A 26458-nucleotide genomic window follows, 5' to 3' on the forward strand; every position below is an offset into this window, starting at 1 on the left:
TCGATTCATGCTAGGCGCGCTGCGCGCGGATTTCATCTGCGGGATGGCCTAAGCCGTCCCGGAAATAGGAACTAGGCAGGCCCCTAAAATGCGTCGATGGCCTATCTCGTGCTCGCTCGAAAACATCGCCCGAAAACCTTCAATGAAATGGTCGGGCAGGAGCACGTGGTGCAGGCGCTGGCCAATGCGCTCACGACGCAAAGGCTGCACCACGCCTACCTGTTCACCGGCACGCGGGGCGTGGGAAAGACCACCGTGTCGCGCATCCTGGCCAAGTCGCTCAACTGCCAGGGTCCGGACGGGCAGGGCGGCATCACGGCGACGCCCTGCGGCGTGTGCCAGGCATGCAAGGACATCGATTCCGGCCGCTTCGTCGACTACACCGAGCTCGATGCGGCCTCGAACCGCGGCGTGGACGAAGTGCAGTCGCTGCTGGAGCAGGCGGTCTACAAGCCGGTGCAGGGCCGCTTCAAGGTCTTCATGATCGACGAAGTGCACATGCTCACGAACACCGCGTTCAACGCGATGCTCAAGACGCTGGAAGAGCCGCCGGAATATCTCAAGTTCGTGCTGGCCACGACCGATCCGCAGAAGGTGCCGGTCACGGTGCTGTCGCGCTGCCTGCAGTTCAACCTGCGGCCGATGGCGCCTGAAACCATCCTGGAGCACCTCACGCGGGTGCTGGGCACCGAATCGGTTCCGGCCGAGACGCAGGCGCTGCGACTGCTGGCGCGTGCTGCGCGCGGGTCGATGCGCGACGCCTTGTCGCTCACAGACCAGGCGATTGCCTACGGCAACGGCGAACTGGTCGAAGCGGGCGTGCGGCAGATGCTGGGCACGGTCGATCGCGGCCACGTGTTCCGCTTGATCGAGGCGCTGGCATTGGGCGACGGCAAGACGGTCGTCGAGACCTCCGAGGCGTTGCGCCGCGATGGCTTGTCGGCTGCCTCCACGCTGGAAGAAATGACCACGGTGCTGCAAGCCATGGCGGTGTTGCAGGCCGTGCCGTCGCGTGCCGGCTCGGGCGACGCGTCCGACCCGGACACGGCGGAGATCGCCCGTCTCGCACAGGCGATGCCGCAGGACGAAACGCAACTGCTCTACAGCCTGTGCCTGCATGGCCGTGGCGAGTTGGGCCTCGCGCCGGATGAGTATGCGGCGCTGACGATGGTGCTGTTGCGGCTGCTGCCGTTCAAGTCTGCCGAACCTGCCGCAACGCGGCCAGCGGAAAAAAAAACTCTGAATGAAGGGGTGCGGCCTGCGGCCGTGCCGGTTATCGGGACTGCGGTGGTGGGGAATCCGCCTGCGGTGCCGCAATCTGTGCCTGAGCCGCAGCGTATCGGGCCGGCATCTACGCATGAGCCGCAGCGTGCAGGACCCGAAGCTGCTCTTGCGCCGCGGCGTGCCGCGCCCGAATTCGCTCCCGCGCTACGCAGTGCCGCGCCGGAATCAAACCTTGCGCCGCGGCCTGCGACGCAGGAATCGGCTGCTCTCGACGCGCCCGCCAATGTGCCAGCCAATGCCCCGGCGCAAGCGGCTGCTGCCCCTGTTGCACCGCCGCCCGGCCATCGCCTGCATGTGGTGTCGACCCTGCCGCCCGCGGGTGCGCCACTGGCTCGCAATGCCGCACAGGACAACGGCGCCGCACGCGACGCCACCGTTGTGGCCGTTCCCTTGCGTGTGCAGGGCGCCCCCAGCGTGCGCGACATGCCGCAACCCTCCGAGGCATCCGGCGCGCTCGCCCAGATTCCACCCAGCGAAGAGGGCGACTTCTGGTACGCCACGGTCAAGCACATGGTCTCCGGGGAGATCATTGCTGCGCTCACGCGCGAACTGGCCCTGCAGTCGCAACTCATCGGCCGCGACGAAGACCAGTGGATGCTGCGCGTCGAGCGCGAATCGCTCAACCAGTCAGGCAGCCGGGAGCGCTTGCAGAACGCGTTGGCTTCGATCGGCCATCCGGTCAAAATCGCCATCGAGATCGGCACGGTGGTGGACAGCCCCGCGCGGCGCAACAAGATTGCCGCCGAGGCACGCCAGCGCGCCGCGGAGGAGATCATCCACAACGATCCGCTGGTCCAGAGCATGATTCGCGATTTCGACGCGAAGATCGTTCCCGGAACGTTGAGGCCCGTTTGAGATCCACCTCTCATACTCTTTCAGTTTCATTTCAACCATTCAGGATTCAGATATGTTCAACAAAGGACAACTCGCCGGTCTCATGAAGCAGGCCCAGGCCATGCAGGACAACCTCAAGAAGGCGCAGGAAGAACTGGCCAACATCGAGGTCGAAGGCGAATCCGGCGCCGGCCTGGTGAAGGTCGTGATGACCTGCAAGCATGACGTCAAGCGCATCACCATCGACCCCAGCCTGCTGGCCGATGACAAGGACATGCTCGAAGACCTCGTGGCTGCCGCTTTCAACGCCGCGGTGCGCAAGGCCGAGGAAACGAGCGAACAGAAGATGGGCAAGATCACCGCCGGCATGCCCGGCCTGCCGCCCGGCATGAAACTGCCGTTTTAATGTCGAGTTCGCTCGACGCCTTGGTCGAGGCGCTTCGGCGATTGCCGGGGGTGGGTGTCAAGTCCGCCTCGCGCATGGCGTTCCACATGCTGCAGCACGACCGCGAGGGCGCGCAGATGCTTTCGCGGGCTTTGCAGCAGGCCGTTGCCAACGTGCGGCATTGCGAACGCTGCAACACCTTTGCCGAAGCACCGCTGTGCAACGTCTGCATGGATGCGCGTCGCGACGCGAGCAAGCTTTGCGTGGTCGAAACGCCTGCCGACCAGGCCGCGCTGGAGCGCACCGGCGCCTTCCGTGGCTACTACTTCGTGCTGATGGGCAAGCTGAGTCCGCTCGATGGCATCGGCCCCAACGAAATCGGCCTGGCGCGCCTCTTCGAGCGAGCCATCGACGGGCAAGTCAGCGAGGTGATTCTCGCCACCAACTTCACCGCCGAGGGTGAGGCGACGGCGCACGTCATCGGCGAGGCATTGCGCCAACGCGGACTCAACGTCACGCGGCTTGCGCGGGGCGTTCCCGCCGGGAGCGAACTGGAATACGTCGACCTTGGCACCATCGCGCACGCCCTTGTCGACCGCCGCTGACAACAACGACACCACTGGAGACAGGCGATGAACTTTTCAATGCTCACAATCGCTTACTGGTGTGTTCTCGTTGCTTCACTGCTTCCCTATGCCTGCGTGTATATAGCGAAGGCCGGCGCATTCACGATGCGTGATAACCAGCAGCCCCGTGCGTGGGGCACCAAGCTCACAGGGTGGCGCGCGCGTGCCAACGGCGCGCAAGCCAACAGCTTTGAAGGCCTGGCCTTCTTCATCGGCGCGGTGCTCATCGCGCATCAACTGGGCTACGCGCAAGGGCGGCTGGACATGCTGGCCGCTGCGTATGTCCTGCTTCGCATGGTCTATATCGGCCTGTATGTCGCCGGTCTCGGATCGCTTCGCAGCGTCGTCTGGTCGCTCGCATTGCTGGCCAACATTTCCATCCTTTTCATCGGACGTTGAGTGCGCATGCTTTGAGGTCTTCGTGCTTACGTAATTACCCGCACGGGGATGTTCCCGATGCAGTGAAAAAAGTCACAACCTAAGCTCGATTGACCTCAAAGACGAGACCTCTCGGGGTCAATTTCATGCTTACACGTCGCACCTTGGTTTCTTCAGCCGCCGCGATCGCGGCGGCATACGTTGCACTGCCCCATGTTCATGCGCAGGGCAAGCCAGAGAAAACGAAGGTCGCCATCTCTGTCGGTGGCAAGGCAGCGTTCTATTACCTGCCGCTCACCATTGCCGAGCAGCTGGGCTACTTCAAGGCTGAAGGCCTGGAAGTGGAGATCTCCGATTTCGCAGGCGGCGCCCGTGCATTGCAGGCACTCGTTGGCGGCTCGGCCGATGTGTGTTCGGGCGCCTACGAACACACCATCAACCTGCAGGCCAAGAGCCAGTTCCTGCAAAGCATCGTCTTGCAGGGAAGGGCACCTCAGATCGCAGTGGGTGTGTCGACCAAGAACATGCCGGGCTATGCATCGCTGGCCGATCTCAAGGGCAAGAAGATCGGGGTGTCCGCGCCGGGTTCATCGACCAACATGGTGGCCAACCTCGTGCTGTCGCGCGCCGGCATCAAGGCAAGCGATGTGAGCTACGTCGGCGTGGGCGTTGCGGCAGGTGCGCTCACCGCGCTGCGCTCGGGCCAGATCGACGCCATCAGCAACACCGATCCGGTCATGACGATGCTGGAGCAAAAGGGCGACGTGAGAATCATCAGCGACACGCGCACGCTCAAGGGCACGCACGAGGTCTTTGGCGGCCCGATGCCCGCGGCGTGCCTCTATGCGCCGGTGGAGTTCATCCAGAAGAACCCCAACACCTGCCAGGCCCTGGCGAACGCCATCGTGCATGGCCTCAAGTGGCTGCAGACCGCGGGGCCGGGCGACATCATCAAGGCGGTGCCGGAGACCTATCTGCTGGGCGACCGTGCGTTGTACCTGGCGTCTTTCGACAAGATCCGCGAGGCCATCGCGACGGATGGGCTCGTGCCGGCCGACGGACCCAGGACCGCGCTCAATGCACTGGCCAGTTTCGACACCACCATCAAGGCCGACAAGATCGAGTTGTCGCGCACCTTCACCAACGACTTCGCGCGTCGCGCCAAAGACCGCTTCAAAGCCTGACACCCGTCATTCATACGATCATGACCCGACACGGTCCGGCATCTTCCGGGCGGTGTCGGGTTTTTTCTTGATGGCCCCTCTCAAAGAACAACAGCACACGCCATGTCCGACTACGCGCTCGAACTGCTCGACATCCAATGCACCTTCCGTTCGAAGGACGACAACGCGCAGCGCTACACCGCCGTGGCCAACACGACGCTTCGCATCGGCGCGGGTGAGTTCGTTTCGGTGGTGGGGCCCACGGGCTGCGGCAAGTCGACGCTGCTGAACGTCGGCGCGGGCTTGCTCGAACCCTCCTCGGGCAGCGTCAAGGTCTTTGGCGAAACGCTGTCGGGCATCAACAGGCGTGCCGGCTACATGTTCCAGACCGAAGCGCTCATGCCCTGGCGCAGCGCGCTCGACAACGTGGCCGTGGGTCTGGAATACCGCGGAATTTCCAGAGCCGAGGCGAGGGCGCAGGCCTTGCAATGGTTGTCACGTGTCGGCCTCTCCGGCTTTGGCGACCGCTATCCGCATCAGCTTTCCGGTGGCATGCGCAAGCGCACCGCGCTCGCGCAAACGCTGGCGCTCGACCCGGACATCATCCTCATGGACGAGCCCTTCAGCGCGCTCGACGTGCAGACGCGGCAATTGATGGAGAACGAAGTGCTCGACCTGTGGGCCGCCAAAAAGAAGGCCGTTCTCTTCATCACCCACGACCTCGACGAAGCCATTGCCATGAGCGACCGCGTGGTCGTGCTGTCGGCGGGCCCGGCGACGCATCCCATCGGCGAGTTCAACATCGACCTGGCGCGCCCGCGCGACGTGGCCGAGGTGCGGGCCCATCCGCGATTCGTTCAATTGCATGCGCAGATATGGGGTGTGCTGCGCGACGAGGTGCTCAAGGGCTATGCGCAGCAACTGAAGAAGGTGGCCTGACATGCTGCGCCCCAACGAACGCAATGCACGCGTGTGGCAAATCGGCTTGCTGGTGGTCATATTGGTGCTATGGCATTTGGCATCGCGCAGCGACAAGATCGCCTTCTTCTTCGGCCAGCCGATCCAGGTGATGGGCCGCATCTGGAGCTGGTTCATGCCCTTCGGCATCGGGGCCAACGTCATCTTTCCGGAAGGGCTGCAGGGCAACGCGGACATCTACGTGCATCTGGGCACGACCTTGATCGAGACGCTGCTGGCATTTGCCATCGGCACGGCGCTGGGCTTGGCGTGTGGCCTGTGGTTGGCGCTGTCGCCAACGGCGAGCTTGATCCTCGATCCGTACATCAAGGCGGCGAACTCGATGCCGCGCGTCATCCTGGCGCCGATCTTTGGGCTGTGGTTCGGGCTGGGCATCTGGAGCAAGGTGGCGCTGGCGGTCACGCTGGTGTTCTTCATCGTGTTCTTCAACGTGTACCAGGGCGTGCGGGAGGTGAGTCCGGTGGTGCTTTCGAGCGCGCGCATGCTCGGGGCCAATCATCGCCAGTTGCTGCGCACGGTCTACCTGCCGAGTGCGACGAGCTGGGTTTTTTCCAGCCTGCACACCTCGGTGGGCCTGGCTTTCGTGGGTGCGGTGGTGGGCGAATACCTGGGCTCGGCGCGCGGGGTGGGCTATCTCATCCTGCAGGCCGAGGGCACCTTCGACGTCAACACCGTATTTGCGGGCATCGTGGTGCTCACGGCCTTCGCGCTGGTGCTGGACGGCATCGTCGGCCTGATCGAACGGCGTCTCATGACATGGCAGCCCAGGAGCGGCGAAACCGAGAAGCTATAGTTTCGCCAAACAGAAAGGCGGCCTATGCCGGGCGAACGTCGACAGCCATTTCTTCGCTCGCGCGACAACGCGGCGCGCGTCTCGAACGAAGAGCTTTTCTTCGACCTGGTCTATGTCTTCTCGGTCACGCAGCTCTCGCATTATTTTCTCGATCACCTGACTTTGCTGGGCGCTGTCCAGACGCTGGTGATGTGGTTTGCCGTGTGGCTCGGATGGCAGTACACGGCCTGGACGACCAACTGGTTCGACCCCGGCGCACTCGCCACGCGTGGCGCGCTCTTCGCCATCATGCTGCTCGCACTGGTGATGGCGTCCGCCTTGCCCGAGGCGTTCGGTGAGCGCGGGCTGGTCTTTGCGGGCTGCTTTGCGGCCATCCAGGTGGGGCGCACCGTCTGCATGTTGCTGGCGGCGGGCAAGGGCAGTCCTTTGGTGCCGAACTTCCGCCGCATCCTGGCGTGGAACTGCGTGGCGGCCGTGTTCTGGATCGCTGGTGGCTTTGCGCATGGCGAGCTTCGGCTGGCGCTGTGGTTCATCGGTGTCATGGCCGAGTACGTGTCGCCGATGTTCGGGCTGGCCTTTCCGGGCCTGGGGCGCTCATCGACCAGCGAGTGGACCATCGACGGTGGCCACCTGGCCGAGCGCTGCCAACTGTTCGTGATCGTCGCGCTGGGTGAATCCATCCTGGCCAGCGGCGTGGCGTTCGGTCATCACCATGCATGGCACCTGGAGGAACTGCTGGCTTTCTTTGTCGCTTTTCTCGGCAGCCTTGCGATGTGGTGGATGTATTTCGACACCAGCAGCAAGGACGCGACCCACGTCATCGAGCATTCGAAGGATCCGGGGGCCATCGGCGCGCAGTTCCACTACACGCACGTGATCCTGGTGGCGGGCATCATCGTCTCGGCGGTGGCCGACGAACTGGTGATCGCCGACGGCTCGCACCACGCGCAATGGAACCAGATCGGCGCGCTGCTGGGCGGGCCTGCCATCTACCTGTTCGGCAATGCGCTGTTCAAGCGGGTCGTGTATGGCTTCGCGCCGCAATCGCACATGGGTGGCCTGGTGCTGCTCGCGCTCCTCGTGTTCGCGGCGCCGCATCTCACGGTATTTGCGGTGGGGTCGCTCACCACGCTGGTGATGGTGGGCGTCGCGGTGTTCGAGGCCGTCGTTCGGCGCAAGTGGAAGGAGCACCAGCGCGCCGTTCCTCGCTGACGCAGCGAAGGAACGGCTCGCCCGAGATCAGTTCTTCTTTTTCGTTGACGGGGTGCCGCCGCGCTTTTCCTTCGCGACGACGGGCTTGGCGCTCGACTTTTGCACCTGCGTGCTCGACTTGGCCGTGGAAGTCCCCTTCGTCGCGGAAGTCCCCTTGGCGGACCCCTTCGACGATGCAGAAGCCGACGCGCCGCCACGGGCGCCGCTGCCCACGTGTGCGCCGGCTGCTGCCCGCACCGGCAGGTAGACCACCACATCGATGCCACGCTTGAACGCGTGATTGGCGTTGACGTCGTTCCACTGCGCCACATTGGCCGGGCTCACACGGAAGCGCCGTGCGATGGAGCCCACGTTGTCGTTCTTGCCCGCCTTCACCGTCGTGCGGCGCGTGACGATCTCGGGCTGGAAGCTCAGTTGTCCGGTGTCGGCGACCACCGCGTCGACGTCTTCCTGCACGCGCGCCGAGCGCGGCACGATGAGCGTCGAGCCCGCCTTGATGAGCATGCGCGGCGGCACGTTGTTGATGGCGCGAAGATCGGGTTCGCTCATGCCTGCACGCTGCGCCGCTTCGCTCACGGTGATGGTGCTGGGCACGGTCCAGGCCGTCCAGCTGGCGTACTGGCCTTCGCTGTACGCCTGGAAATTGCGGCTGAAGACGGCCGCGTTGTCCCACGGCAGCAGGATTTCCGGCGTGCCTGCGGCCAGCAGCACCGGCTTGTGCGCGGCGGGGTTGAGTTCGCGGAAGTCCTCGATGCGGACGTCCGCCAGCTTGGCGGCCAGCGCCACGTCGAGGTCGCGCGTGAGCGTCACGGTCTGGAAATAGGGGTGGTTGGCGATCACCGGCAGGTCGGTGTTGAACTGCTCGGGGTTGGCCACGATGTTCTTCACCGCCTGCAGCTTGGGCACGTACAGGCGCGTCTCGGCGGGCATGCTCAGGTCGCTGTAGGTGGTGCCCAGTCCCAGGCGCTGGTTCTTGGCGATGGCCTTGCCCACGTTGCCCTCGCCCCAGTTGTACGCGGCCAGGGCCAGCTGCCAGTCGCCGAACATGCCATACAGCCGTTGCAGGTAGTCCAGCGCGGCGCGGGTGGAGGCGATCACGTCGCGGCGGTCATCGCGAAAGATGTTTTGCTTGAGCGAATAGTCCGTGCCTGTGGCCGGCATGAACTGCCACATGCCCGCGGCACGTGCGCTCGACACCGCTTGCGGATTGAAGGCGCTTTCGATGTAGGGCAGCAGCGCGAGTTCGGTCGGCATGTCGCGCCGCTCGAGTTCCTCGACGATGTGGAACATGTACTTGTTGGAGCGCATCGTCATGCGCTGGATGTAGTCGGGCCGGCTGGCATACCACTGCTCGCGATCGCGCACAAGGTCGCCTTCGAGGTTCGGCATCTTGAAACCGCGGCGGATGCGGTCCCACATGTCCGTTGGCGGGGCGAGCAAGGTCACGCTGCGCGAGCCGGGCTGGCTGGAGGTGATGGGCTGCAGGGGGCCGTCGGGAAAGACGGCCTCGCCGCCCTTGGGCGAACTGGTGCTTGACGATGATGACGTCGTGTTGGTTGCGCAGCCTGCCAGCAGCAAGGAGCCCGCGAGGCACGCGGCAATCAGTAATTTCATCTGGAAGAGTTGTGTTCTGTGGCGCAGCGGCGCCGTGGACGTTTGCGTGGTGCAGTGCACCGCGACACGTACTGAGTCGAATGGGGGTGGCCGGGTTCCGCTCCATGGCCGGTGCGATGGCGCGTGACTAGAATCGCAGGCAGCTTCAGGTTGCTGCGCGCCAGGGCATCGTACATGGGCCCGGCGGCATCCCGGTCCTCAACGATCGCGCCGGGCCCGTCCTGCGGCATCCAGATGCAGTTGTCGGCAAAAGCGGGCAGCGGAACGAAGGTCATGAGCGGTCAAATTATAGGTTTGCAAGAGTGGTTCGAAACCCCTCCAGGGCGCTATCTGCTCGGATGGGAACAGAGCCAATTCGACGAGGCCGTGTCCGACGTGTTCGGCTACCACGCGCTTCAGCTCGGCCTGGCCGAAGTGAATGCCTTGCGCACCAATCGCATGCCCCACCGCTGGTTTGCCAACGACCGGCCGTCCCCGGTGCGGCGCGCGACGCTCCTGACCGACTATGCGGCCCTGCCTTTCCCGGCGAACAGCCTCGACCTGATCGTGCTGCCCCACGCGCTGGAGCTCAGCCCGGATCCGCACGCCACGCTGCGCGAAGTCGAGCGGGTGCTGGTGCCGGAAGGCCGCGTGGTCATCTGCGGCCTCAATCCCACGAGCCTGTGGGGCATGCGGCAGCGCCGGGCGCACCTCTACCGGCGGCTGGGCTTCGGTGAGCTCTTTCTGCCCGAAGCGGGCGAGTTCATCGGTTATTGGCGCATGCGCGACTGGCTGCGCCTGCTGAGCTTCGAAGTGGAGTCGGGGCGCTTTGGCGTCTATCGGCCCGCCGTGCGCAGCCAGCGGTGGCTGGATCGAAGCCGCTGGCTCGACAAGGCGGGCGAGCGCTGGTGGCCGATCTTCGGCGCCGTGTATTTCATCGTCGCCGTCAAGCGTGTGCGCGGAATGACGATGCTGCAGGCCGACTGGAAGCGCAAGCGTGCCGTCGCGACGGCACCGGTTCCCGTCACCGGGAGAATGCATCGTGAACGTGACGACGAACAAAAGAGAAAGATTGCAAGTTGACTGAAGTCCAGATTTACACCGACGGCGCCTGCAAGGGCAATCCCGGCCCGGGCGGCTGGGGCGCATGGCTCAAGTCGGGCGCCACCGAGAAGGACCTCTTCGGAGGCGAACTCAACACCACCAACAACCGCATGGAACTGACGGCCGTCATCGAAGGCCTGGCGGCCCTCAAGCGGCCGTGCAAGGTCACGCTCTACCTGGACAGCCAATATGTGCGCCAGGGCATCACCGAGTGGATCAAGGGCTGGAAGGCCAAGGGCTGGATCACCTCGACCAAGCAACCCGTGAAGAACGTGGAGCTGTGGCAAAAGCTCGATGCGCTGGTGCAAAACGGCGGCCACCAGATCGAATGGCGATGGGTCAAGGGCCATTCGGGGGACCCCGGCAACGAGCGTGCCGACGCGCTGGCCAACAAGGGCGTTCAGCGGGCGCTGGGGCGCCTCTGAGCGCGCCAGGCGGGCTGTCGATGCCTCGACTCCGGGGCGTATTTCAGCAGCCTGCTACGGATTGACCCAGTTCGTCAGTTCATCGCCCTTCAGCATCTCCAGTGCGGCCTGGGCCGCACCCTGCTGCAGGCTGAGCACGACGGCCTCCGAATACCAGGCCGTGTGATCGCTCAGGATGAGATGCGGCACGTCGTGCAGGGGCGAGTCGGTGGGCATGGGCTCGGTCTGCTGCACGTCGAGCGCCGCGCCGAAGATGCGGCCTTCGCGCAGCGCGGTGGCCAAGGCGATTTCGTCGACGAGCCCGCCGCGCGAGGTGTTGACGATCACGGTGCGTGGGCTCATCAGCGCCAGCGTGCGCGCGTTGACGAGGTGCCGGTTCTGATGGGTCAGGGGCGCGTGCAATGACACGATCTGCGCGCGCTGGCAGATCTCATCAACGCTGGCGCGCACCGCCCCCTGCTCGGCCAGGGACGCGTCGGTCACGAACGGGTCATGGACCAGCACGTCGCCGATGCCGAATGCGCGCATCTTGGCCAAGTAGGCCCGCGCGATTTTGCCGAAGCCCACCAAGCCCAGCGTCGCGCCGGCGATGCGGAACATGGGCTCGGCCTGCCCGACGCGCCATTTGCCGCTCTTGACCTTTTCGTGGCGCGACACGACGCGTCTTAGCAGGGCCAAGGTCAAGGCTGCTGCGTGGTCGCTGACCTCGATCTCGCCGCCATAGTTGGGAACGTTCGCCACGCGGATGCCGCGGTCGCGTGCCGCGGCGAGGTCGATCATGTCCACGCGCCCGCCGTAGCGCACGATGCCGGCGCCGGGCTTCATGGCCGCGATGGCCTCGGCGTCGAGCCGCACATCGCGAACCATGGCGACGTCGAGGTGGGCCAACTGACGCAACAAGCTGGACCAATCGCCATGCCACTGGACACTGATGACGTCAGCGCCGACGAGCGCGAGCGTCTTGCGCTCGATGCTGTAGTTTGCAAAGCCCGGCTCGATCACGCCGACGATGCGCCGCGAACGGGCGGTGCCACTCTTTTTCTCTCCCATGACCCCAATTTAGTTTGTTACAAATACCGGGACATTGGGGTTTGCGGGGAGTGCAAAAGTAATGCTTTTAGATTACGCCTTCAAAGATCATCACATCGACCTCGTCGCCGGCGGCGATGTTGGCTTGCCCGTGGTGCAGGACCACCAGGCCGTTGGCCTCGACCATCGAACTGAGCACGCCGGAGCCCTGGTTGCCCGCAATGCGCACCGTCGGCATGGCACCGGGGGCCATCTGCACGAAGCCGCGCTGGTATTCGGTGCGGCCGGCCTTCTTGCGGATGGCCTCTGCGCTTCGGGCGCGCAGCAGGGGCGGCGGCGCGGCGCTTGCCGCGTTGCAGCCCATCATGCGCAGGAGGGCGGGGCGCACGAAGGCCAAAAAGGTCACCATGACCGCCACAGGATTGCCGGGCAGGCCGAACAGCACGGCGGGTTGCTGCTGGGGTGCCTGCTTGGGAATGAGCCCGACCGCCATCGGCCGGCCGGGGCGCATGGCCACGCGCCAGAACGCCATGTCGCCCAGGCGCTGCATGACGGCGCGGGTGTGGTCCGCTTCGCCCACGCTCACGCCACCGCTCGTGATGATGGCGTCGGCTTCGTTGGCTGCGCGCTCGAGCGTGGCTTCGAGTGCGGCGGGATCGTCGCGCACCAGCCCCAGGTCGACGACCTCGCAGCCCAGGCGACTGAGCAGGCCGAACACGGTGTAGCGGTTGCTGTCGTACACGGCGCCTTCGCGCGGGGCGTCGCCGAGGCTGAGGATCTCGTCGCCCGTCGAGAAGTAGGCCACGCGCAGGCGCCGCAGCACCGGCACGGTTTGCAGGCCAAGGCTGCCCGCCATGCCCAGGGCGGCGGGTGTGATGCGGTCGCCGCGGCGCAGGGCAGGCTCGCCCTGGCGCAGGTCTTCGCCCGCCAGTCGGCGGTTGTCGCCGCGGCGCAGGACGGAGGCTGGGAAACGAACGCGATCGCCCTCGACCTTGCAGAACTCCTGTGGGATCACCGTGTCGAAACCGGCGGGCATCACGGCGCCCGTCATGATCTTCACCGTGTCGCCGCGCGCCAGGTCACCGCGCCAGCACGCGCCAGCCAGGGCGGTGCCCACGATGCGCAGGTCAATGTCTTCTTCGCTGGCGCCTTCGAGCATCGCGCCATCGAAGGCAAAGCCGTCCATGGCGGAGTTGTCGTGCGGCGGCACGCTGAAGGGCGAGACGATGTCCTCGGCCAGCACGCGGTCCAGCGCGTCGAACAGCGCAACGTCCATGCGCTGCGTGACGACGGCGGTCGCCGCCAACTGCGCCAGGAAAGCCTGCACGCCATCGACGCCCAGCGCCTTGGGGTCGTAGCCGGCCAGCGCGGCGGCGATCTCTGCAATACGGGTCATGAGGGAAGGGGAAATTCAGCCGCGCTGATGTTCCAGCGCGTGCAGTTCCGCGAGCGTGTTCGCGTTGAAAAAGGCCTGTGCCGGGTCGTCCGGACGGTCGAAGGGAACCACGACCGCGTCGTGCATGGCCGTCCACGCGTCGATCTTGCGACCGCCGCCCTGGGTGAAGCGCACCAGGCTTTCGAGCAGGCTGGTGTGGATCAGGCAGAACACGGGTTGGGGCCGCATCTGCACCGATCCGTCGGATTGCGGCTCGGGCGCGCTGACCATGGCGATCAGGGTGTCGGTGTTTTCCAGCGCTTGGGCAAGCCGGCTGGCGAGGTCCTGCGGGAACAGGGGCGTGTCGCAAGGCACCGTGAGCAACCAGGGCGTTTCGCAGTGCTCCAGGCCCACGAGGAAGCCCGCAAGGGGGCCTGCGTAGTCGGCGATGCCATCGGGCCAGACGGGCGCACCAAAGGATTCATAGGCCGCGAGGTTGCGGTTGGCGTTGACCATGGTCTGGCCCACCTGCGCGCCCAGGCGCAGCAGCGCATGCAAGGCGAGCGGCGTGCCGTTGAAGGCCTGCAGTCCCTTGTCCACGCCGCCCATGCGGGAGCCGCGCCCGCCGGCCAGCACCAGGCCGGTGATGTCGTTCGGGGAAATTCGCATCCGGGTTATCCGCCGATGTAGCTCATCTCGACGCGCCGTGCGGCGGGGGCTGCGCTGGTGTCGGCGGCCAGCGCGCCGCGCAGTTCGGAATAGCGGTCGGCGCGGCCTTGCCAGATGTGCCCGATGCTGGACGCGATCTGCTCGTCGCTGGCGCCTTCGCGCAGCAGCGGTCGCAGGTCGTGGCCGCTGCTGGCGAACAGGCACATGTACAACTTGCCCTCGGTCGACAGGCGCGCGCGGCTGCAGTCGCTGCAAAAAGCCTGCGTGACGCTGCTGATGACGCCGATCTCGCCCTGTGCCGGGTCGGGCTTTCCGTCGGCGTCGGCATAAGCCCAGCGTTGCGCGGTTTCGCCGGGCGCCGTGGCTTCCAGCGGCACCAGCGGAAATTCCCGGGCGATGCGCGCAATGACGTCGGCCGATGGCAGCACTTCGTCCATGCGCCAGCCGTTGGTGGCGCCAACGTCCATGTATTCGATGAAGCGCAACACCATGCCGGTGCCCCGGAAGCGCCGCGCCATCGGCAGGATCTCGTTCTCGTTGGTGCCGCGCTTGACGACCATGTTGATCTTGATGGGTCCCAGCCCGGCGGCGTGCGCGGCGTCCAGGCCCGTCAGCACCTGCGCCACCGGAAAGTCCACGTCGTTCATGCTGCGGAACACCGCGTCGTCGAGCCCGTCAAGGCTCACGGTGACGCGCTGCAAGCCCGCGGCCTTCAGTGCCTTGGCCTTGCGTGCGAGCAGCGATCCATTGGTGGTGAGCGTCAGGTCCAGCGGCTTGCCGTCGGGCGTTTGCAGGGCAGCCAGTTGCTCGATCAGCACCTCGATGTTCTTGCGCAGCAGCGGCTCGCCGCCCGTGAGGCGGATCTTGCGCACGCCATGCGCAACGAACTGCTTCGCCAGCCGCGTGATCTCCTCGAAGCTCAGCAAGGCACTGTGCGGCAGATAGGGGTAGTCCTTGTCGAAGATTTCCTTGGGCATGCAATAGCTGCACCGGAAATTGCACCGGTCCGTCACGCTGATGCGCAGATCCGTCAGCGGCCGGCCGAGGCGGTCGAGCAAGAGTCCCGTGGCAGGCACGGCGACGTCTGGCACGCCCGCGCGGCGCGCCTGACGGATGTCGGTGATGGGAATGACAGGAATAACGGACTGGGACATGGCAGGGTTTCAGCCCAATTTAACCCATGCGACACGGCAACGCAGTGATCCGGGTCAATCGCCCGGGTTTACACGCATCGCGCGCCATCGACCTCGATGCATACGCCGCTGATGAAGGCTGCCTCGTCGCTGGCCAGGTAGAGCGCGGCGTTGGCGACATCCAGCGCCGTGGAAAAGCGGCCCAGCGGAATCGTGGCGCGGAACTTTTCCTTGCGCTCCTCGGTGAGCGGGCCGCCGGCGAATTCGGCCGACAGGCCCGTGTCGGGGTTGAACACCGGGTTGATGCAGTTCACGCGGATGTTGTCCGGGCCCAGCTCGGCCGCCAGCGACTTGCTGGTGGTGATGACGGCGCCCTTGGAGCCGTTGTACCAGGTGAGTCCGGGGCGAGGCCGCACGCCGGCCGTCGAGGCGATGTTGATGAAGCTGCCGCCCTTGTTGGCGCGAAAGGCCGGCACGGCATGCACCGTGGACAGGTAGATGCTCTTCATGTTGACGGCATAGCACTTGTCGAACTCGTCTTCGCTCACTTCCAGCGCAGGACGGTTGCGGTGCGTCCAGCCCGCGTTGTTGACCATGACGTCGAGGTTGCCGTGGCGTTCGACCGCGGCGGCGACCAGCGCCTTCACGTCGCCGGATTTCGTGACGTCGGCCGCGAAGAAGGACGCCCGCCCGCCAGCGCGCAGGATCGCCTCGACCACCTGCTGGCCGAGCGCCGCGTTGATGTCGTTGACGACGACCTGCGCGCCTTCCTGCGCGAGCCGTTTGGCGATGCCTTCGCCGATGCCGCCGCCGGCACCGGTCACGATGATGGACTTGTCTTTGACGCGCATGACCTGGAGTCTCCGTGTGTTGTCGTGGATGTCAGCCGTGCTTGATTGCGACGGTCTTGAGGGTGGTGAAGCCGTAGAGCGCTTCGAAGCCCTTTTCGCGACCGTAGCCCGAGGACTTCACGCCGCCGAAAGGCAGTTCGACACCGCCGCCGGCACCGTAGTTGTTGATGAACACCTGGCCGCTGCGCAGGCGTTTGGCCATGCGGAACTGGCGCGCGCCGTTCTCCGTCCACACGCCGGCCACTAGGCCGAACTGCGTGGCATTGGCCAAGGCGATGGCCTCGTCTTCGTCGCTGAAAGCCATGGCGGCCAACACGGGGCCGAACACTTCTTCCTGCGCCAGCCGATGCGTCACCGGCACGTCGCGCAACAGCGTCGGTGCCTGGTAGAAGCCGGTTTCGGGCGCGTCCTCAACGATCACGCCCTGCGCCACCATCGGAATGCCGGCCACATGCGCGTCGCTCAGGAAATCCCACACGCGCTGCTGCTGCGACTGGCGGATGAGCGGCCCGACGTCGAGGTCCATGGCCGCAGGCCCCACGCGCAGGCTTTCGAACGCCTTGCCGAGCCGTTCCAGCAGCGGCTCGTAGATGCTGCGCTCCACCAGCACCCGCGAGCCGGCCGAACAGGTCTGGCCTGCGTTCTGCACGATCGCGTTGATGAGCACCGGAATGGCCGCGTCCAGGTCGGAATCCGCGAAGATGAGCTGCGGGCTCTTGCCGCCGAGTTCGAGCGTGACCGGGCAGTGTCGTTCGGCCGCGACCTGCTGGATCAGCGTGCCAACCTTGGGGCTGCCCGTGAAGCTGATGTGGTCGATGCCCGGATGGCGGGCCAGCGCGTCGCCGACCTCATGGCCGTAGCCGGTCACGATGTTGAGCGCGCCGGCCGGAAAGCCCACTTCAGCCGCCAGTTGCGCCACGCGGATGAGCGAAAGGCAGGCGTCTTCCGCAGGCTTCACCACGCACGCGTTGCCGGCCGCCAGCGCCCCGCCCACGCTGCGCCCGAAGATCTGCATCGGGTAGTTCCATGGAATGATGTGTCCCGTGACGCCATGCGGCTCGCGCCAGGTGAAGACGCTGTAGCCGTCCTGGTAGGGAATCGTCTCGCCGTGCAGTTTGTCGCAGGCACCAGCGTAGAACTCGAAATAGCGCACCAGCGCCAGTGCGTCGGCACGCGCCTGCTTCACCGGCTTGCCGCAGTCGCGTTGCTCCAGCAAGGCCAGTTCGTCGATGTGCTCGGAGATCTTGGCCGAGAGCTTCATCATGAGCCGGCCGCGCTCCGCGGCGCTCACCTTGTGCCAGATGCCGTCGAAGCAATCGCGCGCCGCGCGCACGGCGGCATCGATGTCGGCCGCGTTGCTGCGCTGCAATTCGTCGAAGGCCTGGCCGTCGGAAGGGTCCAGCACCGGCAGCACGCGCCCGGAGGAGGAGGCAACGCCCGCGTTGCCGATGAAATTGAGTTGCATGTCTGGCATTGTGCGCGACGATGAGTCCTCGATTGCACGGTGCGTCATAGGGGAAAATGCCCCTCCATGCTCATTCGCCGCCTGACTCCCGCCGACGCTTTCGCGCACCGCCAACTGATGCTCGAAGCCTATGAAAACCATCCTGACGCCTTCACGTCCAGTACGTCGGAACGTGTCGCGCTGCCCTTGTCGTGGTGGGCCGATCGGCTTCCGGCGGGTGATGCGCAATCCAGTGCGGTGTGGGGCGCGTTCGACGATCACGACACGCTGGTGGGCGCGGCCGGCCTGAGCGTCGAGTCACGCATCAAGTCGCGCCACAAGGGCCTGCTGTTCGGCATGTACGTGGTGCCGGCCGCCCGACAGCACGGCGTGGGCGCCAAGCTGGTCGAGGCCGTCCTGGCAGCGGCCAGGATGCGTGGCGACATCCGCGTCGTCCAGCTCACCGTCACGCAAGGAAACGATGGCGCGCAGGCCCTGTATGAGCGCTGCGGCTTCAAGACCTTTGGCGTCGAGCCGATGGCGGTGCGTGTCGCTGATCGCTTTCATGCCAAGGTTCACATGTGGTGTGAACTTCCCTGATCGAATGCTCTTTCGTTCGCCCGTTGTTTTATGTGCGGTAGCGAACATACGAAGCCCCTTGCACTCCATATACTGAGCCCGGCACTCTGAGGGAGGGCGCCACATGGGGCAGCGTCCATGCCCGATTGCGCCAGGGAGCTTCTCGCTTTGATGTCCACGTTCGATCCAAAAGACAATGGCCTGCTTGGCTCGTTGCCGGACGCCGATTTCCAGCGTTTGCGTCCCCACCTCGAGCCCGTCCAGCTGACGCTCGGCGAAGTGCTGTACGAATCCGGCGGCACGCAAACCCACGTCTATTTCCCCGCTACGGCCATCGTCTCGCTGCTCTACGTGCTGGAGAACGGCGCATCGGCCGAGATCGCGGTGGTCGGCAATGAAGGCATCGTGGGTGTCACGCTGCTGATGGGTGGCGGCACCACACCCAGCCGCGCGGTCGTCCAGAGTTCCGGGATGAGCTTCAGGATGAAAGCCCAAGCCATGAAGAAGGAGTTCGACCGGGCCGGCCCCGTTCTTCACTTGCTGCTGCGCTACACGCAGGCGTTGATCACGCAGATGGCACAAACGGCCGTGTGCAACCGCCACCACTCGCTCGACCAGCAACTCTGCAGGTGGTTGCTGCTGAGCCTCGACAGGCTGAGCCACAACCAGCTGGCCATGACGCAGGAACTGATCTCCAACATGCTCGGCGTGCGCCGCGAGGGCGTGACAGAGGTCGCCCTCAAGCTGCAGAAGGCCAACCTCATCCGCTACGCGAGGGGCAACATCGCGGTACTGGACCGCGCAGGCCTGGAAAAGCGGACCTGCGAGTGCTACGCGGTGGTCAAGAAGGAATATGACCGGCTGCTCGGGCCAGCCTGAGGGGCTGCAGGCGAAAGTCTCCCGAGGCGAAGCACTGGCGCTCTCACCTTCACAGGATGTCTGGGTGCGGAAGCGAACAGACTGGCATCGTTTGGCGCGCTAAGTTCGCATCCAGCGCATCGGTACGCGGGCACACGCACCTGATGTACGGCGCAAATGCTGGGAGGCATGCGATGTTCGAACTGAACCTGGCCCTGCGCATGGCGGCCATCAAGGGTGTTCTCGCGACACACGGCGTAGCGCAGGCGCTGGCGTTGCTCAACGACGGAACCGACTACCGCTACACCGGCATCTACAAGCTGCGGGGCGCGGGAATGTACGCGGCCTTCATGTTCGACCGGTGCGCGGAGCATCGCGCGTGGCTGCGCGTGTTTCCGCTTCGCACGAGCATCTGGCGCCACGTGCTGCACCAGGGCGAATTCATGACGAACGATGCCATGCAGGACACCCGTCTGAGCCGCGACGACCCGGCCAGCTTTCTTCGATCGTGCTACGGCAGCTTGTTGCAAGCCGAGGCGGGCCGCCTGCCGGTGGGCATCCTGATCCACTTCGACGTTGAACAGCGGGAAATCGAACCGGGGGAGGCCTCGTTCCTGCGGGAAGCCGCGCCCTTGTTCCTGGAACACCTCGCGCAGGCGTCGTGACGCCCGGCATGGTGGCGAGAACCGTCGTCGGCGTGTCTCAGGCCGGGCGCGCTTCAGGGTAGGCCGGAAGCCCGTCGTCCAGGTGCACCCAGGGCAGCCTGGAACTGGTGCGTGTGTGGTCCCTGGGTGGCAGCATGGCAGGGTCTTCCAGCGAGCACGTGGTGACGTCCATTTCGTCGGGGTACTTCGTGGAGTGGAAGGTCAGCGGGGTGCCGCAAGCAGCGCAAAAGCTTCGTGTGCCGTGCTCCGACGACTTGAAAGTGGCCGGGCGGCCGGCAGTCAACCGGAAGCCGGACGATGGCACGGTGAACCACGCCACGAATGGCGCGCCGCTCGTTCGGCGGCATATGGAGCAATGGCAGTTCGTTTCGTTGGAGGGGACGCCGCCGGCCTCATAGCGCACGGCACCGCAAAAGCAATGGCCCTTGAGCGTCGTTCCCATGGTTCAGATGGACTCGGTGTCCTCCAGCTGCGAGAACAGCACCTGGAAAATCTCGCTGGTCGACAGCACGCCGTGTTCGTCTTTTTCCACCAGCATGAGCTGCTGGACATCTCGCAGGCCCGCCGGAATGACCATCTTGCCGCCGGGCTTGAGCTGGTAGGTGAGGGCGGGCGGAATCAACTCGGGCGCCGCCGTGACGATGATCTTGTCGAAAGGCGCGTGCTCCGGCCAGCCGCGGCAACCGTTGCCGACCTTGATCTGGACGTTGAAGTGACCTTGCCGGTTCAGCCGGTGCCGGGCCTGCACGGCCAGTTCCTCGATGATTTCGATGCTCAGCACCCGTTCGGCGAGCCCGGCAAGGATGGCGGTTTGGTAGCCCAGCCCGGTGCCGATTTCCAGCACGGTGTCGGTGGGCTGCACGTCCAGCAAATCCGTCATCACCGCGACGATGAAGGGCTGCGAGATGGTCTTGCCGTAGCCGATGGGCAAGGGCGTGTCCACGTAGGCGTAGGGGCGCAGTTCCAGCGGCACGAACTCGTGGCGCGGCACCTCGCCGAGCGCGTCCATCACACGGCGGTGCAGCGCGGCCTTGCCGAGGTGGGTGGTGGAAAAGATCGTCTTCGCGGCAATTTCCGCGAGCATGCGCTGACGCAGGGTCGTGAAGTCGGATTCCGTCATGGGCACTCCGAAGGCGCGGGGCTGACTCCGTCATCGTACGCCGATGAGGGCGCTTCGCACAGGCCGAAAACCCGGCCGGCGTCCCCAGTGCTGGCGCGGTGCGCGAACCGGCGTCAGGTGCGCGGCGGCATGAAGGACGTGGCGTCCGGCCTGCCTGCCAGATGCAGCGCACTCGTTGCTGCCGGCGCCTGCGCCAACAGCTTGCCCTTGCGAAACACCTTCAGCCGCGTCGCGCGCAGGCGAATCGCTTCCACCGGGTCGCGCGCCTGCAGCAACACGAAGCTTGCGTCGCAACCCGCTTCGATCCCGTAGTCCGCCAAGCCGAAAACCTGCGCCGCATTGCGCGTGACCGCGTCGAAGCATTGGCGGATGCCGGCCTGGCTGGTCATCTGTGCCACGTGCAGGCCCATGTGGGCCACTTCGAGCATGTCGCCCGAGCCCATGCCGTACCACGGGTCCATCACGCAGTCGTGGCCGAAGGCGACGTTCACGCCCGCCGCCATGAGTTCGGGCACGCGCGTCATGCCGCGGCGCTTGGGGTAGGTGTCGTGGCGGCCCTGCAGCGTGATGTTGATGAGCGGATTGGCGATCACGCTCACCCGCGATTCGGCAATGAGCGGCAGCAGCTTGCTGACGTAGTAGTTGTCCATCGAATGCATTGACGTGCAGTGCGATCCGGTGACGCGGCCCTGCAAGCCAAGGCGTTGCGTTTCGAACGCAAGCGTCTCGATGTGGCGCGACAGCGGGTCGTCCGATTCGTCGCAATGCATGTCGACCGCCAGACCGCGCTCTGCTGCGATCTCGCACAGCAGCTTCACGCTGGCCGCGCCATCGGCCATGGTGCGCTCGAAATGCGGAATGCCGCCGACGACGTCCACACCCTTGTCCAGAGCGCGCTTGAGGTTTTCCACGCCGCCGGGCGAACGCAGCACGCCGTCCTGTGGAAAGGCGACCAGTTGCAGGTCGATATAGGGCGCGACGCGGCGCTTGACGTCGAGCAAGGCATCGACAGCCAGCAAGCTCGGATCGCTGGTGTCCACATGCGTGCGGATCGCAAGCAGCCCCTTGGCCACTGCCCAGTCGCAGTAGGCCAGGGCGCGATCGATGAGCGCATCGGCCGTCAGCAGCGGCTTCAGTTCGCCCCACAGTGCGATGCCTTCCAGCAGCGTGCCGCTCTGGTTGACGCGCGGCAGGCCGTAGCTGAGCGTCGCGTCCATGTGGAAATGCGCATCGATGAAGTGCGGCGAGACCAGCAAGCCACCGGCATCGATCTTTTCCTGCGCAGGCGCATCCAGACCCGCCGTGACTTCGGCAATGCGGCCGTCCTGCACGGCAATGGACATGCCGGTGCGGCCGTCCGGCAGCGTGGCGTTGTGGACTAGAAGATCGAGCATCAGCGTTCACCCTTTCTGTAGGGCTTCATCAGCGCCTGCGGATAGGCGGCCTTGCGGGCCACCAGCACCAGCGCGAGGATCGACAAAAGATAGGGCAGCATCAGGTAAAGCTGATAGGGCAGCACCGCGTCGCCCGATTGTTGCAGCCGCAGTTGCAGCGCGTCGAAAAAGGCAAAGAGCAGGGCGCCCAGCAGGGCCTTTCCGGGCCGCCACGAGGCGAACACCACCAGCGCTACGCAGATCCATCCGCGCCCGTTGATCATGTTGAAGAAGAAGGCGTTGAATGCGGACAAGGTGAGGAAGGAGCCCGCCACCCCCATCAACGCCGACCCCGCCACGATGGCGCCCGTTCGCGTGGCCGCCACCGACACACCCTGACCCTCGGCCGCCTGCGGGTTCTCGCCGACCATGCGCACCGCCAGCCCGACCGGCGTCCGATAAAGGATGTAGCCGACGATTGGAACCAGCACCAGCGCAAAGGCCGTCAGCGCCGTCTGCGACGACAACACCGGAATGTGCAGCCACTCCATCGGCGCAAAGGGCGCGATGGTCGGCGGCGTGTTCACCTTGGGAAAATTCACGCGGTAACCGTAGTAACTCAGGGCCGTCGCCAACAGCGTGATGCCCAGCCCCGACACGTGCTGCGACAGCGCCAGCCCCACGGTGAGAAAGGCGTGCAGCAACCCGAACACCGCGCCCGTCAGCGCCGCCACCGCCACGCCAACCCACAGCGACGCGCCCGCATACACGGCAAGCCATCCGGCGAAGGCGCCCGCCACCATGATCCCCTCGATGCCCAGGTTGAGCACGCCTGCGCGTTCGCACAGCAAGACGCCCAGCGTGCCGAAGATCAGTGGCGTGGCAATGCGCAGCACGGCCACCCAGAAGGCCGCGTTGGAAAGGATGTCGAGCAGGTCGCTCATTTCCACCGCACCCGGTATTGCGTGAGCAGCGTGGCCACCAGCACCGCGATCAGCGATGCCGCGACGATCACGTCCGCGATGTAGGTCGGCACCCCCACGGCGCGGCTCATGGTGTCAGCGCCGACCAGCACGCCCGCCACGAACACGCTGGCCGCCAGCACGCCCAGCGGATGCAGCCCCGCCAGCATCGCGATGACGATGCCGCTGTAGCCATAGCCCGGCGACATGTCGAGCGTGACGTAGCTGGTGCGCCCCGCCACTTCGATGGCACCGGCCAGCCCCGCCAGGGCGCCCGACAGCAGCGCGACCGCCACGACGGTGCCCGTGACCGGCACGCCCGCAAAGGCGGCCGCCCGCGCATTGGCGCCGACCGCACGGATGTCGAAGCCCAGCACCGTGTGCTTGAACAGCAGCCACACCAGCACTGCGAGCGTGCCCGCCCAGATCAGTCCGGTGTGCACGCGCGTCTGGGCGATCAGCTTGCTCATCTCCAGCCCGTCCTGCAGCGACACGCTCTGCGGCCAGCCCATCGCGGTCGGGTCCTTCATGGGGCCGTCGAGCATTGCCGAAACACCCAGCAGCACGATGAAGTTGATCAGCAGCGTGGTCACCACCTCATCCACGCCAAGGCGCGTCTTCATCAGCGCCGGGCCGAGCAGGAGCAGGGCTCCGGCAGCGGCTGCCGCCAGCATCATCAGCGGAAAGAGCACCCACAGCGGCCATTCGAAGCCCGTGCCGCCGTGCAGGCCGCCGACGGCCACGGCCGCCAGCGCGCCGGCATAGAGCTGCCCTTCGGCCCCGATATTGAACAGGCGCGCCTTGAACGCCACCGTCGCCGACAGGCCCGTCAGGATGAGCGGAATAGCACGCGTGAGCGTCTCGCTCCAGCCGAACACCGAGCCGAACCCGCCCTGCAGCAGCAATGCATAGGTCTTGCCCACCGGTGCCCCGGCCCACAGCACGAGCAGAGCGCTGACAAGCATGGTGAACGCCACCGCGCCGATGGGCGCCAGCACCAGCGCCAGGCGCGAACTGCCGTGGCGGCGCTCCAGCCTCATGCGCTGCCTTCCGTGGCAGCCGCCTTGCGATGGCCGTGCCCCACCGTGCCCGCCATCGCCAGTCCGATCGCTTCGCGCGTCCAGGCCGAGGCCGGGCGAGGCTCGCCGATGTGTCCGCCGTGCATCACGGCCACCCGATCGCCCAGCGCCAGCACTTCATCGAGGTCGTCGGAAATCACCAGCACTGCGGCGCCGGCGTCTCGCGCCTCGATGAGTTGCTGCTGCACATAGGCCACGGCGCCGATGTCCAGCCCCCACGTCGGTTGATGCGCGACGATGAGTCGAGGCGTCTGGCTGGACGACCGGGCGCTGTCAGGCGCGAGCAAGGAGCGCCCCAGGATCAGCTTCTGCATGTTTCCGCCGGAGAGCGAGCGCGCCGGCGAATCGAGACCCGCGCCGCGCACGTCGAAGGCCTGTTCCACCTTGCGCGCGTGCGCCCGGGCGGCCGCGCGGCGCACCCAGCGAAGGCCAGGGAAGAACCATCGCGAGAACGCATCGGAGCGCAGCCGTTCTGAAACCACGTTCTCCCACACCGGCAAATCCCCCACGACGCCGACGGCATGCCGGTCTTCCGGAATGCGCGCGACGCCCCGTGCGACCAATCGCGCGGGCGAGGGCGGCAAGGCGCGGCCCATGAACTGGACGGAACCCGAGGCCGCGCGCCGCGTGCCGCTGAGCAGTTCCGCCAGCGCGACCTGTCCGTTGCCCGAGACGCCGGCGATGGCGACGATCTCCCCCGCACGCAGCGTGAGGGAAGCATCGCGCAAGGCGTCGCGGTTGTCCGACCCGGATCCGGCCTGCGTGTTCACATGCTCCAGCACGCACACCGCATCGCCCGCACGCTTGGCCGGCCGGCGCAAGGGAGGATCGACCGCATGGCCTACCATCCAGAGTGCCAACTGCTCCTGCGTGCAATCGGCGGTGCGCGCCTGCGCCACCAGCTTGCCGTTGCGCAGCACCGCCACGCGATGCGACACGCGCAGCACTTCCGGCAGCTTGTGACTGATGAAGATGATCGACAGCCCCTGCGCAACCATCTGCGAGAGCGTCGCAAAAAGCGCTTCGCTTTCCTGCGGCGTGAGCACGGCCGTGGGCTCGTCGAGGATGAGGATGCGGGCGCCCCGATAGAGCGCCTTGAGAATCTCCACCCGCTGGCGTTCCCCGACCGACAGGCTGCCGATCTGCGCATCGGGCGTCACCGGCAGGCCGAAGCGCTGCGCCACGTCCAGCAGCCGGGCGCGCGCCGCGCCGCGCTGCGACCACGGTTGCCAGAGCGGCTCCGTGCCCATGAGCACGTTGTCGAGCACGCTCAGGTTGTCGGCCAGCGTGAAGTGCTGGTGCACCATGCCGACGCCGGCCGCCAGAGCCTCCTTCGGGTTGCCCGGCGCCAGGGGTTGGCCGAAGACCTCGATGCTGCCTTCGTCGGCCACATAGTGGCCAAAGAGAATGGACATCAGCGTCGACTTGCCCGCGCCGTTTTCACCCAGCAGCGCCAGCACTTCGCCGGCTTCAAGGTCCAGCGAGACGTTGTCATTGGCGACCAGCGAGCCGAATCGCTTGGTGATGCCGCGGAGCGCGAGAACGGTCACGTGCGCTTCACTTCCACGCCGCAAGGAAGGCCAGCACGATCTTGGCCGAGTTGTCCGCGGCGACGCCCATGAAGGTTTCTTCTTCGTTCTCGCCTTCGCCGCCGCCAGCCAGGTCGCTCAGCGAGCGAAAGGCGATGTAGGGCACGCCATTGCTGTAGGCGACCATGGCGGTCGCCGCGGTTTCCATGTCCAGCACATTGGCCTGGAAGGTCTTGAACGCGTATTCGCGGTATGCCTTGTTGTCGACAAAAGCCTGCCCCGAGACGCCATTGCCGCCGACCACGACCTTCGGCGTGTGCGACATGCACTTGCCGGCGGCGCAGGCCGACAGTTCGATCGGCCCCAGCCCGCGCGCCACGTCGAGCATCTTTGCATCGACGGGAAACCAGAATTTGTGCGTGAGCTTGGGCACCGCCGTGCTGCGCACCTGCACCTGCTGCGTGTGCAGCATGCCGTAGTTCGGCAACGCCCTGGCGTTGGGCATCCACGACGGCGGCGTGAATTGCCCCGGCGCGGTTTCGCGCGCCATGAGCACTTCGAGGTACTGCCCCCACTGCGCCGCGACCGTCACGTCGCCGATGTGCAAAGCCGGATTGACGCCGCCCGCGATGCCGCTGAACACGATGTGGCTGACGTTGAAGCGGTCGAGCACCAGTTGCGTGTTCATCGCCGCGTTGACCATGCTGATGCCCGACAGGAACACGACCACCGGCTTGCCTTCGAGCGTGCCGGTGGTGAATTCGACGCCGTTGACGCTTTGACGGCGCGCACCCTGCATTCGCGACAGCAGCAGCGTCAACTCGGGTTCGAAGGCCGAGATGACGGCCATTCGCGGCGTGTCGTCCAGGCGCGTCGGCGTGGCCCCAGGCATGCCCGCGCAGCCTGCGAGCCAAGCCAGTGCCAGGAAGACAAGCGCGCGGCGACCGAGCCGGTCAAGTGCTGCAAAGGCGGTCATGTCAGGTGTCCGTGTGCAAAAAAAAGGCCGCGACATGCGCG

General features: G+C 65.8%; 27 protein-coding genes. 13 read left to right on the top strand and 14 right to left on the bottom strand.

The window, feature by feature from the left end; genetic code table 11:
- Positions 1 to 96: 96 nt before the first annotated feature.
- The 8 genes from dnaX to QTI66_RS28840 all read left to right on the top strand — a co-directional run bounded on the left by dnaX (position 97) and on the right by QTI66_RS28840 (position 7653).
- On the top strand, positions 97 to 2139 hold the full coding sequence (gene dnaX / locus QTI66_RS28805; protein ID WP_286563659.1) for a DNA polymerase III subunit gamma/tau: 2043 nt from the start codon (positions 97 to 99) through the stop codon (positions 2137 to 2139).
- 52 nt (positions 2140 to 2191) lie between these two features.
- Entirely contained in the window at positions 2192 to 2524 is a 333-nt protein-coding gene (locus QTI66_RS28810; RefSeq protein ID WP_286563661.1) for a YbaB/EbfC family nucleoid-associated protein, read from the top strand.
- Complete coding sequence (gene recR, locus QTI66_RS28815) at positions 2524 to 3108, top strand: recombination mediator RecR (protein WP_286563662.1); 585 nt, start codon at positions 2524 to 2526, stop codon at positions 3106 to 3108. The genes QTI66_RS28810 and recR overlap by 1 nt, the downstream gene beginning before the upstream one ends.
- Before the next feature lie 27 nt (positions 3109 to 3135).
- The gene (locus tag QTI66_RS28820; protein ID WP_286563663.1) at positions 3136 to 3528 is read left to right on the top strand and encodes an MAPEG family protein; all 393 of its coding nucleotides are present in this window, start codon (positions 3136 to 3138) and stop codon (positions 3526 to 3528) included.
- Between the two features lie 125 nt (positions 3529 to 3653).
- Positions 3654 to 4691, top strand: a complete 1038-nt coding sequence (locus QTI66_RS28825; protein ID WP_286563664.1) for an ABC transporter substrate-binding protein — start codon at positions 3654 to 3656, stop codon at positions 4689 to 4691.
- A 102-nt stretch (positions 4692 to 4793) separates the two neighbouring features.
- The gene (locus QTI66_RS28830; RefSeq protein WP_286563667.1) at positions 4794 to 5609 is read left to right on the top strand and encodes an ABC transporter ATP-binding protein; all 816 of its coding nucleotides are present in this window, start codon (positions 4794 to 4796) and stop codon (positions 5607 to 5609) included.
- Between the two features lies 1 nt (position 5610).
- Complete coding sequence (locus tag QTI66_RS28835) at positions 5611 to 6441, top strand: ABC transporter permease (RefSeq protein WP_286563669.1); 831 nt, start codon at positions 5611 to 5613, stop codon at positions 6439 to 6441.
- A 24-nt stretch (positions 6442 to 6465) separates the two neighbouring features.
- Positions 6466 to 7653 (top strand): low temperature requirement protein A, encoded by a 1188-nt coding sequence (locus QTI66_RS28840; RefSeq protein WP_286563670.1) that lies wholly within the window; start codon positions 6466 to 6468, stop codon positions 7651 to 7653.
- A 27-nt stretch (positions 7654 to 7680) separates the two neighbouring features.
- Here QTI66_RS28840 and QTI66_RS28845 read toward each other — a convergent pair whose 3' ends face one another.
- On the bottom strand, positions 7681 to 9267 hold the full coding sequence (locus QTI66_RS28845; RefSeq protein ID WP_286563672.1) for a transglycosylase SLT domain-containing protein: 1587 nt from the start codon (positions 9265 to 9267) through the stop codon (positions 7681 to 7683).
- Positions 9268 to 9540: 273 nt separating this feature from the next.
- Between QTI66_RS28845 and QTI66_RS28850 the strand changes: the two genes are divergently transcribed.
- Both QTI66_RS28850 and rnhA read left to right on the top strand, forming a co-directional pair.
- The gene (locus QTI66_RS28850) at positions 9541 to 10329 is read left to right on the top strand and encodes a class I SAM-dependent methyltransferase (protein WP_286563674.1); all 789 of its coding nucleotides are present in this window, start codon (positions 9541 to 9543) and stop codon (positions 10327 to 10329) included.
- Positions 10326 to 10775, top strand: a complete 450-nt coding sequence (gene rnhA / locus QTI66_RS28855) for a ribonuclease HI (protein WP_286563675.1) — start codon at positions 10326 to 10328, stop codon at positions 10773 to 10775. Before QTI66_RS28850 ends, rnhA begins: the two co-directional genes overlap by 4 nt.
- Before the next feature lie 54 nt (positions 10776 to 10829).
- On the opposite strand, the gene QTI66_RS28860 is transcribed toward rnhA, so the two are convergent.
- The 6 genes from QTI66_RS28860 to QTI66_RS28885 all read right to left on the bottom strand — a co-directional run bounded on the left by QTI66_RS28860 (position 10830) and on the right by QTI66_RS28885 (position 17297).
- Positions 10830 to 11825, bottom strand: coding sequence for a C-terminal binding protein (locus QTI66_RS28860; RefSeq protein WP_286563677.1), 996 nt, complete (start codon positions 11823 to 11825; stop codon positions 10830 to 10832).
- 67 nt (positions 11826 to 11892) lie between these two features.
- Complete coding sequence (gene moeA, locus QTI66_RS28865; protein WP_286563678.1) at positions 11893 to 13200, bottom strand: molybdopterin molybdotransferase MoeA; 1308 nt, start codon at positions 13198 to 13200, stop codon at positions 11893 to 11895.
- Between the two features lie 15 nt (positions 13201 to 13215).
- Positions 13216 to 13848 (bottom strand): molybdenum cofactor guanylyltransferase MobA, encoded by a 633-nt coding sequence (gene mobA / locus QTI66_RS28870; protein ID WP_286563680.1) that lies wholly within the window; start codon positions 13846 to 13848, stop codon positions 13216 to 13218.
- Between the two features lie 5 nt (positions 13849 to 13853).
- Entirely contained in the window at positions 13854 to 15002 is a 1149-nt protein-coding gene (gene moaA, locus QTI66_RS28875) for a GTP 3',8-cyclase MoaA (protein WP_286563681.1), read from the bottom strand.
- A 68-nt stretch (positions 15003 to 15070) separates the two neighbouring features.
- Positions 15071 to 15832, bottom strand: a complete 762-nt coding sequence (locus tag QTI66_RS28880) for an SDR family oxidoreductase (RefSeq protein ID WP_286563682.1) — start codon at positions 15830 to 15832, stop codon at positions 15071 to 15073.
- 31 nt (positions 15833 to 15863) lie between these two features.
- Positions 15864 to 17297, bottom strand: coding sequence for an aldehyde dehydrogenase family protein (locus QTI66_RS28885; RefSeq protein WP_286563684.1), 1434 nt, complete (start codon positions 17295 to 17297; stop codon positions 15864 to 15866).
- 66 nt (positions 17298 to 17363) lie between these two features.
- Here QTI66_RS28885 and QTI66_RS28890 point away from each other — a divergent pair, with 66 nt between their 5' ends.
- The 3 genes from QTI66_RS28890 to QTI66_RS28900 all read left to right on the top strand — a co-directional run bounded on the left by QTI66_RS28890 (position 17364) and on the right by QTI66_RS28900 (position 19378).
- Positions 17364 to 17876 carry a GNAT family N-acetyltransferase gene (locus QTI66_RS28890; protein ID WP_286563686.1) on the top strand — a complete coding sequence of 171 codons (513 nt, stop codon included), beginning with the start codon at positions 17364 to 17366 and terminating at the stop codon, positions 17874 to 17876.
- A gap of 150 nt (positions 17877 to 18026) precedes the next feature.
- The gene (locus QTI66_RS28895) at positions 18027 to 18734 is read left to right on the top strand and encodes a Crp/Fnr family transcriptional regulator (protein ID WP_286563687.1); all 708 of its coding nucleotides are present in this window, start codon (positions 18027 to 18029) and stop codon (positions 18732 to 18734) included.
- Positions 18735 to 18907: 173 nt separating this feature from the next.
- Complete coding sequence (locus tag QTI66_RS28900) at positions 18908 to 19378, top strand: hypothetical protein (RefSeq protein WP_286563688.1); 471 nt, start codon at positions 18908 to 18910, stop codon at positions 19376 to 19378.
- 37 nt (positions 19379 to 19415) lie between these two features.
- On the opposite strand, the gene QTI66_RS28905 is transcribed toward QTI66_RS28900, so the two are convergent.
- The 7 genes from QTI66_RS28905 to QTI66_RS28935 form a co-directional block, all read right to left on the bottom strand.
- The gene (locus QTI66_RS28905) at positions 19416 to 19820 is read right to left on the bottom strand and encodes a GFA family protein (protein WP_286563689.1); all 405 of its coding nucleotides are present in this window, start codon (positions 19818 to 19820) and stop codon (positions 19416 to 19418) included.
- Positions 19821 to 19823: 3 nt separating this feature from the next.
- Entirely contained in the window at positions 19824 to 20498 is a 675-nt protein-coding gene (locus QTI66_RS28910) for a protein-L-isoaspartate(D-aspartate) O-methyltransferase (RefSeq protein ID WP_286563690.1), read from the bottom strand.
- Positions 20499 to 20611: 113 nt separating this feature from the next.
- Positions 20612 to 21892, bottom strand: coding sequence for an amidohydrolase family protein (locus tag QTI66_RS28915; protein ID WP_286563691.1), 1281 nt, complete (start codon positions 21890 to 21892; stop codon positions 20612 to 20614).
- Positions 21892 to 22815, bottom strand: a complete 924-nt coding sequence (locus QTI66_RS28920; protein ID WP_286563693.1) for an ABC transporter permease — start codon at positions 22813 to 22815, stop codon at positions 21892 to 21894. Before QTI66_RS28920 ends, QTI66_RS28915 begins: the two co-directional genes overlap by 1 nt.
- On the bottom strand, positions 22812 to 23873 hold the full coding sequence (locus QTI66_RS28925) for an ABC transporter permease (RefSeq protein WP_286563694.1): 1062 nt from the start codon (positions 23871 to 23873) through the stop codon (positions 22812 to 22814). The genes QTI66_RS28920 and QTI66_RS28925 overlap by 4 nt, the downstream gene beginning before the upstream one ends.
- Positions 23870 to 25462, bottom strand: a complete 1593-nt coding sequence (locus QTI66_RS28930) for an ABC transporter ATP-binding protein (RefSeq protein ID WP_286563696.1) — start codon at positions 25460 to 25462, stop codon at positions 23870 to 23872. The genes QTI66_RS28925 and QTI66_RS28930 overlap by 4 nt, the downstream gene beginning before the upstream one ends.
- A gap of 7 nt (positions 25463 to 25469) precedes the next feature.
- Positions 25470 to 26417, bottom strand: a complete 948-nt coding sequence (locus QTI66_RS28935; protein ID WP_286563698.1) for a 5'-methylthioadenosine/S-adenosylhomocysteine nucleosidase — start codon at positions 26415 to 26417, stop codon at positions 25470 to 25472.
- Positions 26418 to 26458 lie beyond the last annotated feature (41 nt).

This window comes from Variovorax brevis (assembly GCF_030317105.1).
Classification (GTDB): Bacteria; Pseudomonadota; Gammaproteobacteria; order Burkholderiales; family Burkholderiaceae_C; genus Variovorax; species Variovorax brevis.

Excerpts from the sequence above, each read along its gene's own strand:
- dnaX (WP_286563659.1), top strand. The coding sequence starts at position 97 with ATGGCCTATCTCGTGCTCGCTCGAAAACATCGCCCGAAAACCTTCAAT.
- QTI66_RS28810 (WP_286563661.1), top strand. The coding sequence starts at position 2,192 with ATGTTCAACAAAGGACAACTCGCCGGTCTCATGAAGCAGGCCCAGGCC.
- recR (WP_286563662.1), top strand. The coding sequence starts at position 2,524 with ATGTCGAGTTCGCTCGACGCCTTGGTCGAGGCGCTTCGGCGATTGCCG.
- QTI66_RS28820 (WP_286563663.1), top strand. The coding sequence starts at position 3,136 with ATGAACTTTTCAATGCTCACAATCGCTTACTGGTGTGTTCTCGTTGCT.
- QTI66_RS28825 (WP_286563664.1), top strand. The coding sequence starts at position 3,654 with ATGCTTACACGTCGCACCTTGGTTTCTTCAGCCGCCGCGATCGCGGCG.
- QTI66_RS28830 (WP_286563667.1), top strand. The coding sequence starts at position 4,794 with ATGTCCGACTACGCGCTCGAACTGCTCGACATCCAATGCACCTTCCGT.
- QTI66_RS28835 (WP_286563669.1), top strand. The coding sequence starts at position 5,611 with ATGCTGCGCCCCAACGAACGCAATGCACGCGTGTGGCAAATCGGCTTG.
- QTI66_RS28840 (WP_286563670.1), top strand. The coding sequence starts at position 6,466 with ATGCCGGGCGAACGTCGACAGCCATTTCTTCGCTCGCGCGACAACGCG.
- QTI66_RS28845 (WP_286563672.1), bottom strand. The coding sequence starts at position 9,267 with ATGAAATTACTGATTGCCGCGTGCCTCGCGGGCTCCTTGCTGCTGGCA.
- QTI66_RS28850 (WP_286563674.1), top strand. The coding sequence starts at position 9,541 with ATGAGCGGTCAAATTATAGGTTTGCAAGAGTGGTTCGAAACCCCTCCA.
- QTI66_RS28860 (WP_286563677.1), bottom strand. The coding sequence starts at position 11,825 with ATGGGAGAGAAAAAGAGTGGCACCGCCCGTTCGCGGCGCATCGTCGGC.
- moeA (WP_286563678.1), bottom strand. The coding sequence starts at position 13,200 with ATGACCCGTATTGCAGAGATCGCCGCCGCGCTGGCCGGCTACGACCCC.
- mobA (WP_286563680.1), bottom strand. The coding sequence starts at position 13,848 with ATGCGAATTTCCCCGAACGACATCACCGGCCTGGTGCTGGCCGGCGGG.
- moaA (WP_286563681.1), bottom strand. The coding sequence starts at position 15,002 with ATGTCCCAGTCCGTTATTCCTGTCATTCCCATCACCGACATCCGTCAG.
- QTI66_RS28880 (WP_286563682.1), bottom strand. The coding sequence starts at position 15,832 with ATGCGCGTCAAAGACAAGTCCATCATCGTGACCGGTGCCGGCGGCGGC.
- QTI66_RS28885 (WP_286563684.1), bottom strand. The coding sequence starts at position 17,297 with ATGCAACTCAATTTCATCGGCAACGCGGGCGTTGCCTCCTCCTCCGGG.
- QTI66_RS28890 (WP_286563686.1), top strand. The coding sequence starts at position 17,364 with ATGCTCATTCGCCGCCTGACTCCCGCCGACGCTTTCGCGCACCGCCAA.
- QTI66_RS28895 (WP_286563687.1), top strand. The coding sequence starts at position 18,027 with ATGTCCACGTTCGATCCAAAAGACAATGGCCTGCTTGGCTCGTTGCCG.
- QTI66_RS28900 (WP_286563688.1), top strand. The coding sequence starts at position 18,908 with ATGTTCGAACTGAACCTGGCCCTGCGCATGGCGGCCATCAAGGGTGTT.
- QTI66_RS28905 (WP_286563689.1), bottom strand. The coding sequence starts at position 19,820 with ATGGGAACGACGCTCAAGGGCCATTGCTTTTGCGGTGCCGTGCGCTAT.
- QTI66_RS28910 (WP_286563690.1), bottom strand. The coding sequence starts at position 20,498 with ATGACGGAATCCGACTTCACGACCCTGCGTCAGCGCATGCTCGCGGAA.
- QTI66_RS28915 (WP_286563691.1), bottom strand. The coding sequence starts at position 21,892 with ATGCTCGATCTTCTAGTCCACAACGCCACGCTGCCGGACGGCCGCACC.
- QTI66_RS28920 (WP_286563693.1), bottom strand. The coding sequence starts at position 22,815 with ATGAGCGACCTGCTCGACATCCTTTCCAACGCGGCCTTCTGGGTGGCC.
- QTI66_RS28925 (WP_286563694.1), bottom strand. The coding sequence starts at position 23,873 with ATGAGGCTGGAGCGCCGCCACGGCAGTTCGCGCCTGGCGCTGGTGCTG.
- QTI66_RS28935 (WP_286563698.1), bottom strand. The coding sequence starts at position 26,417 with ATGACCGCCTTTGCAGCACTTGACCGGCTCGGTCGCCGCGCGCTTGTC.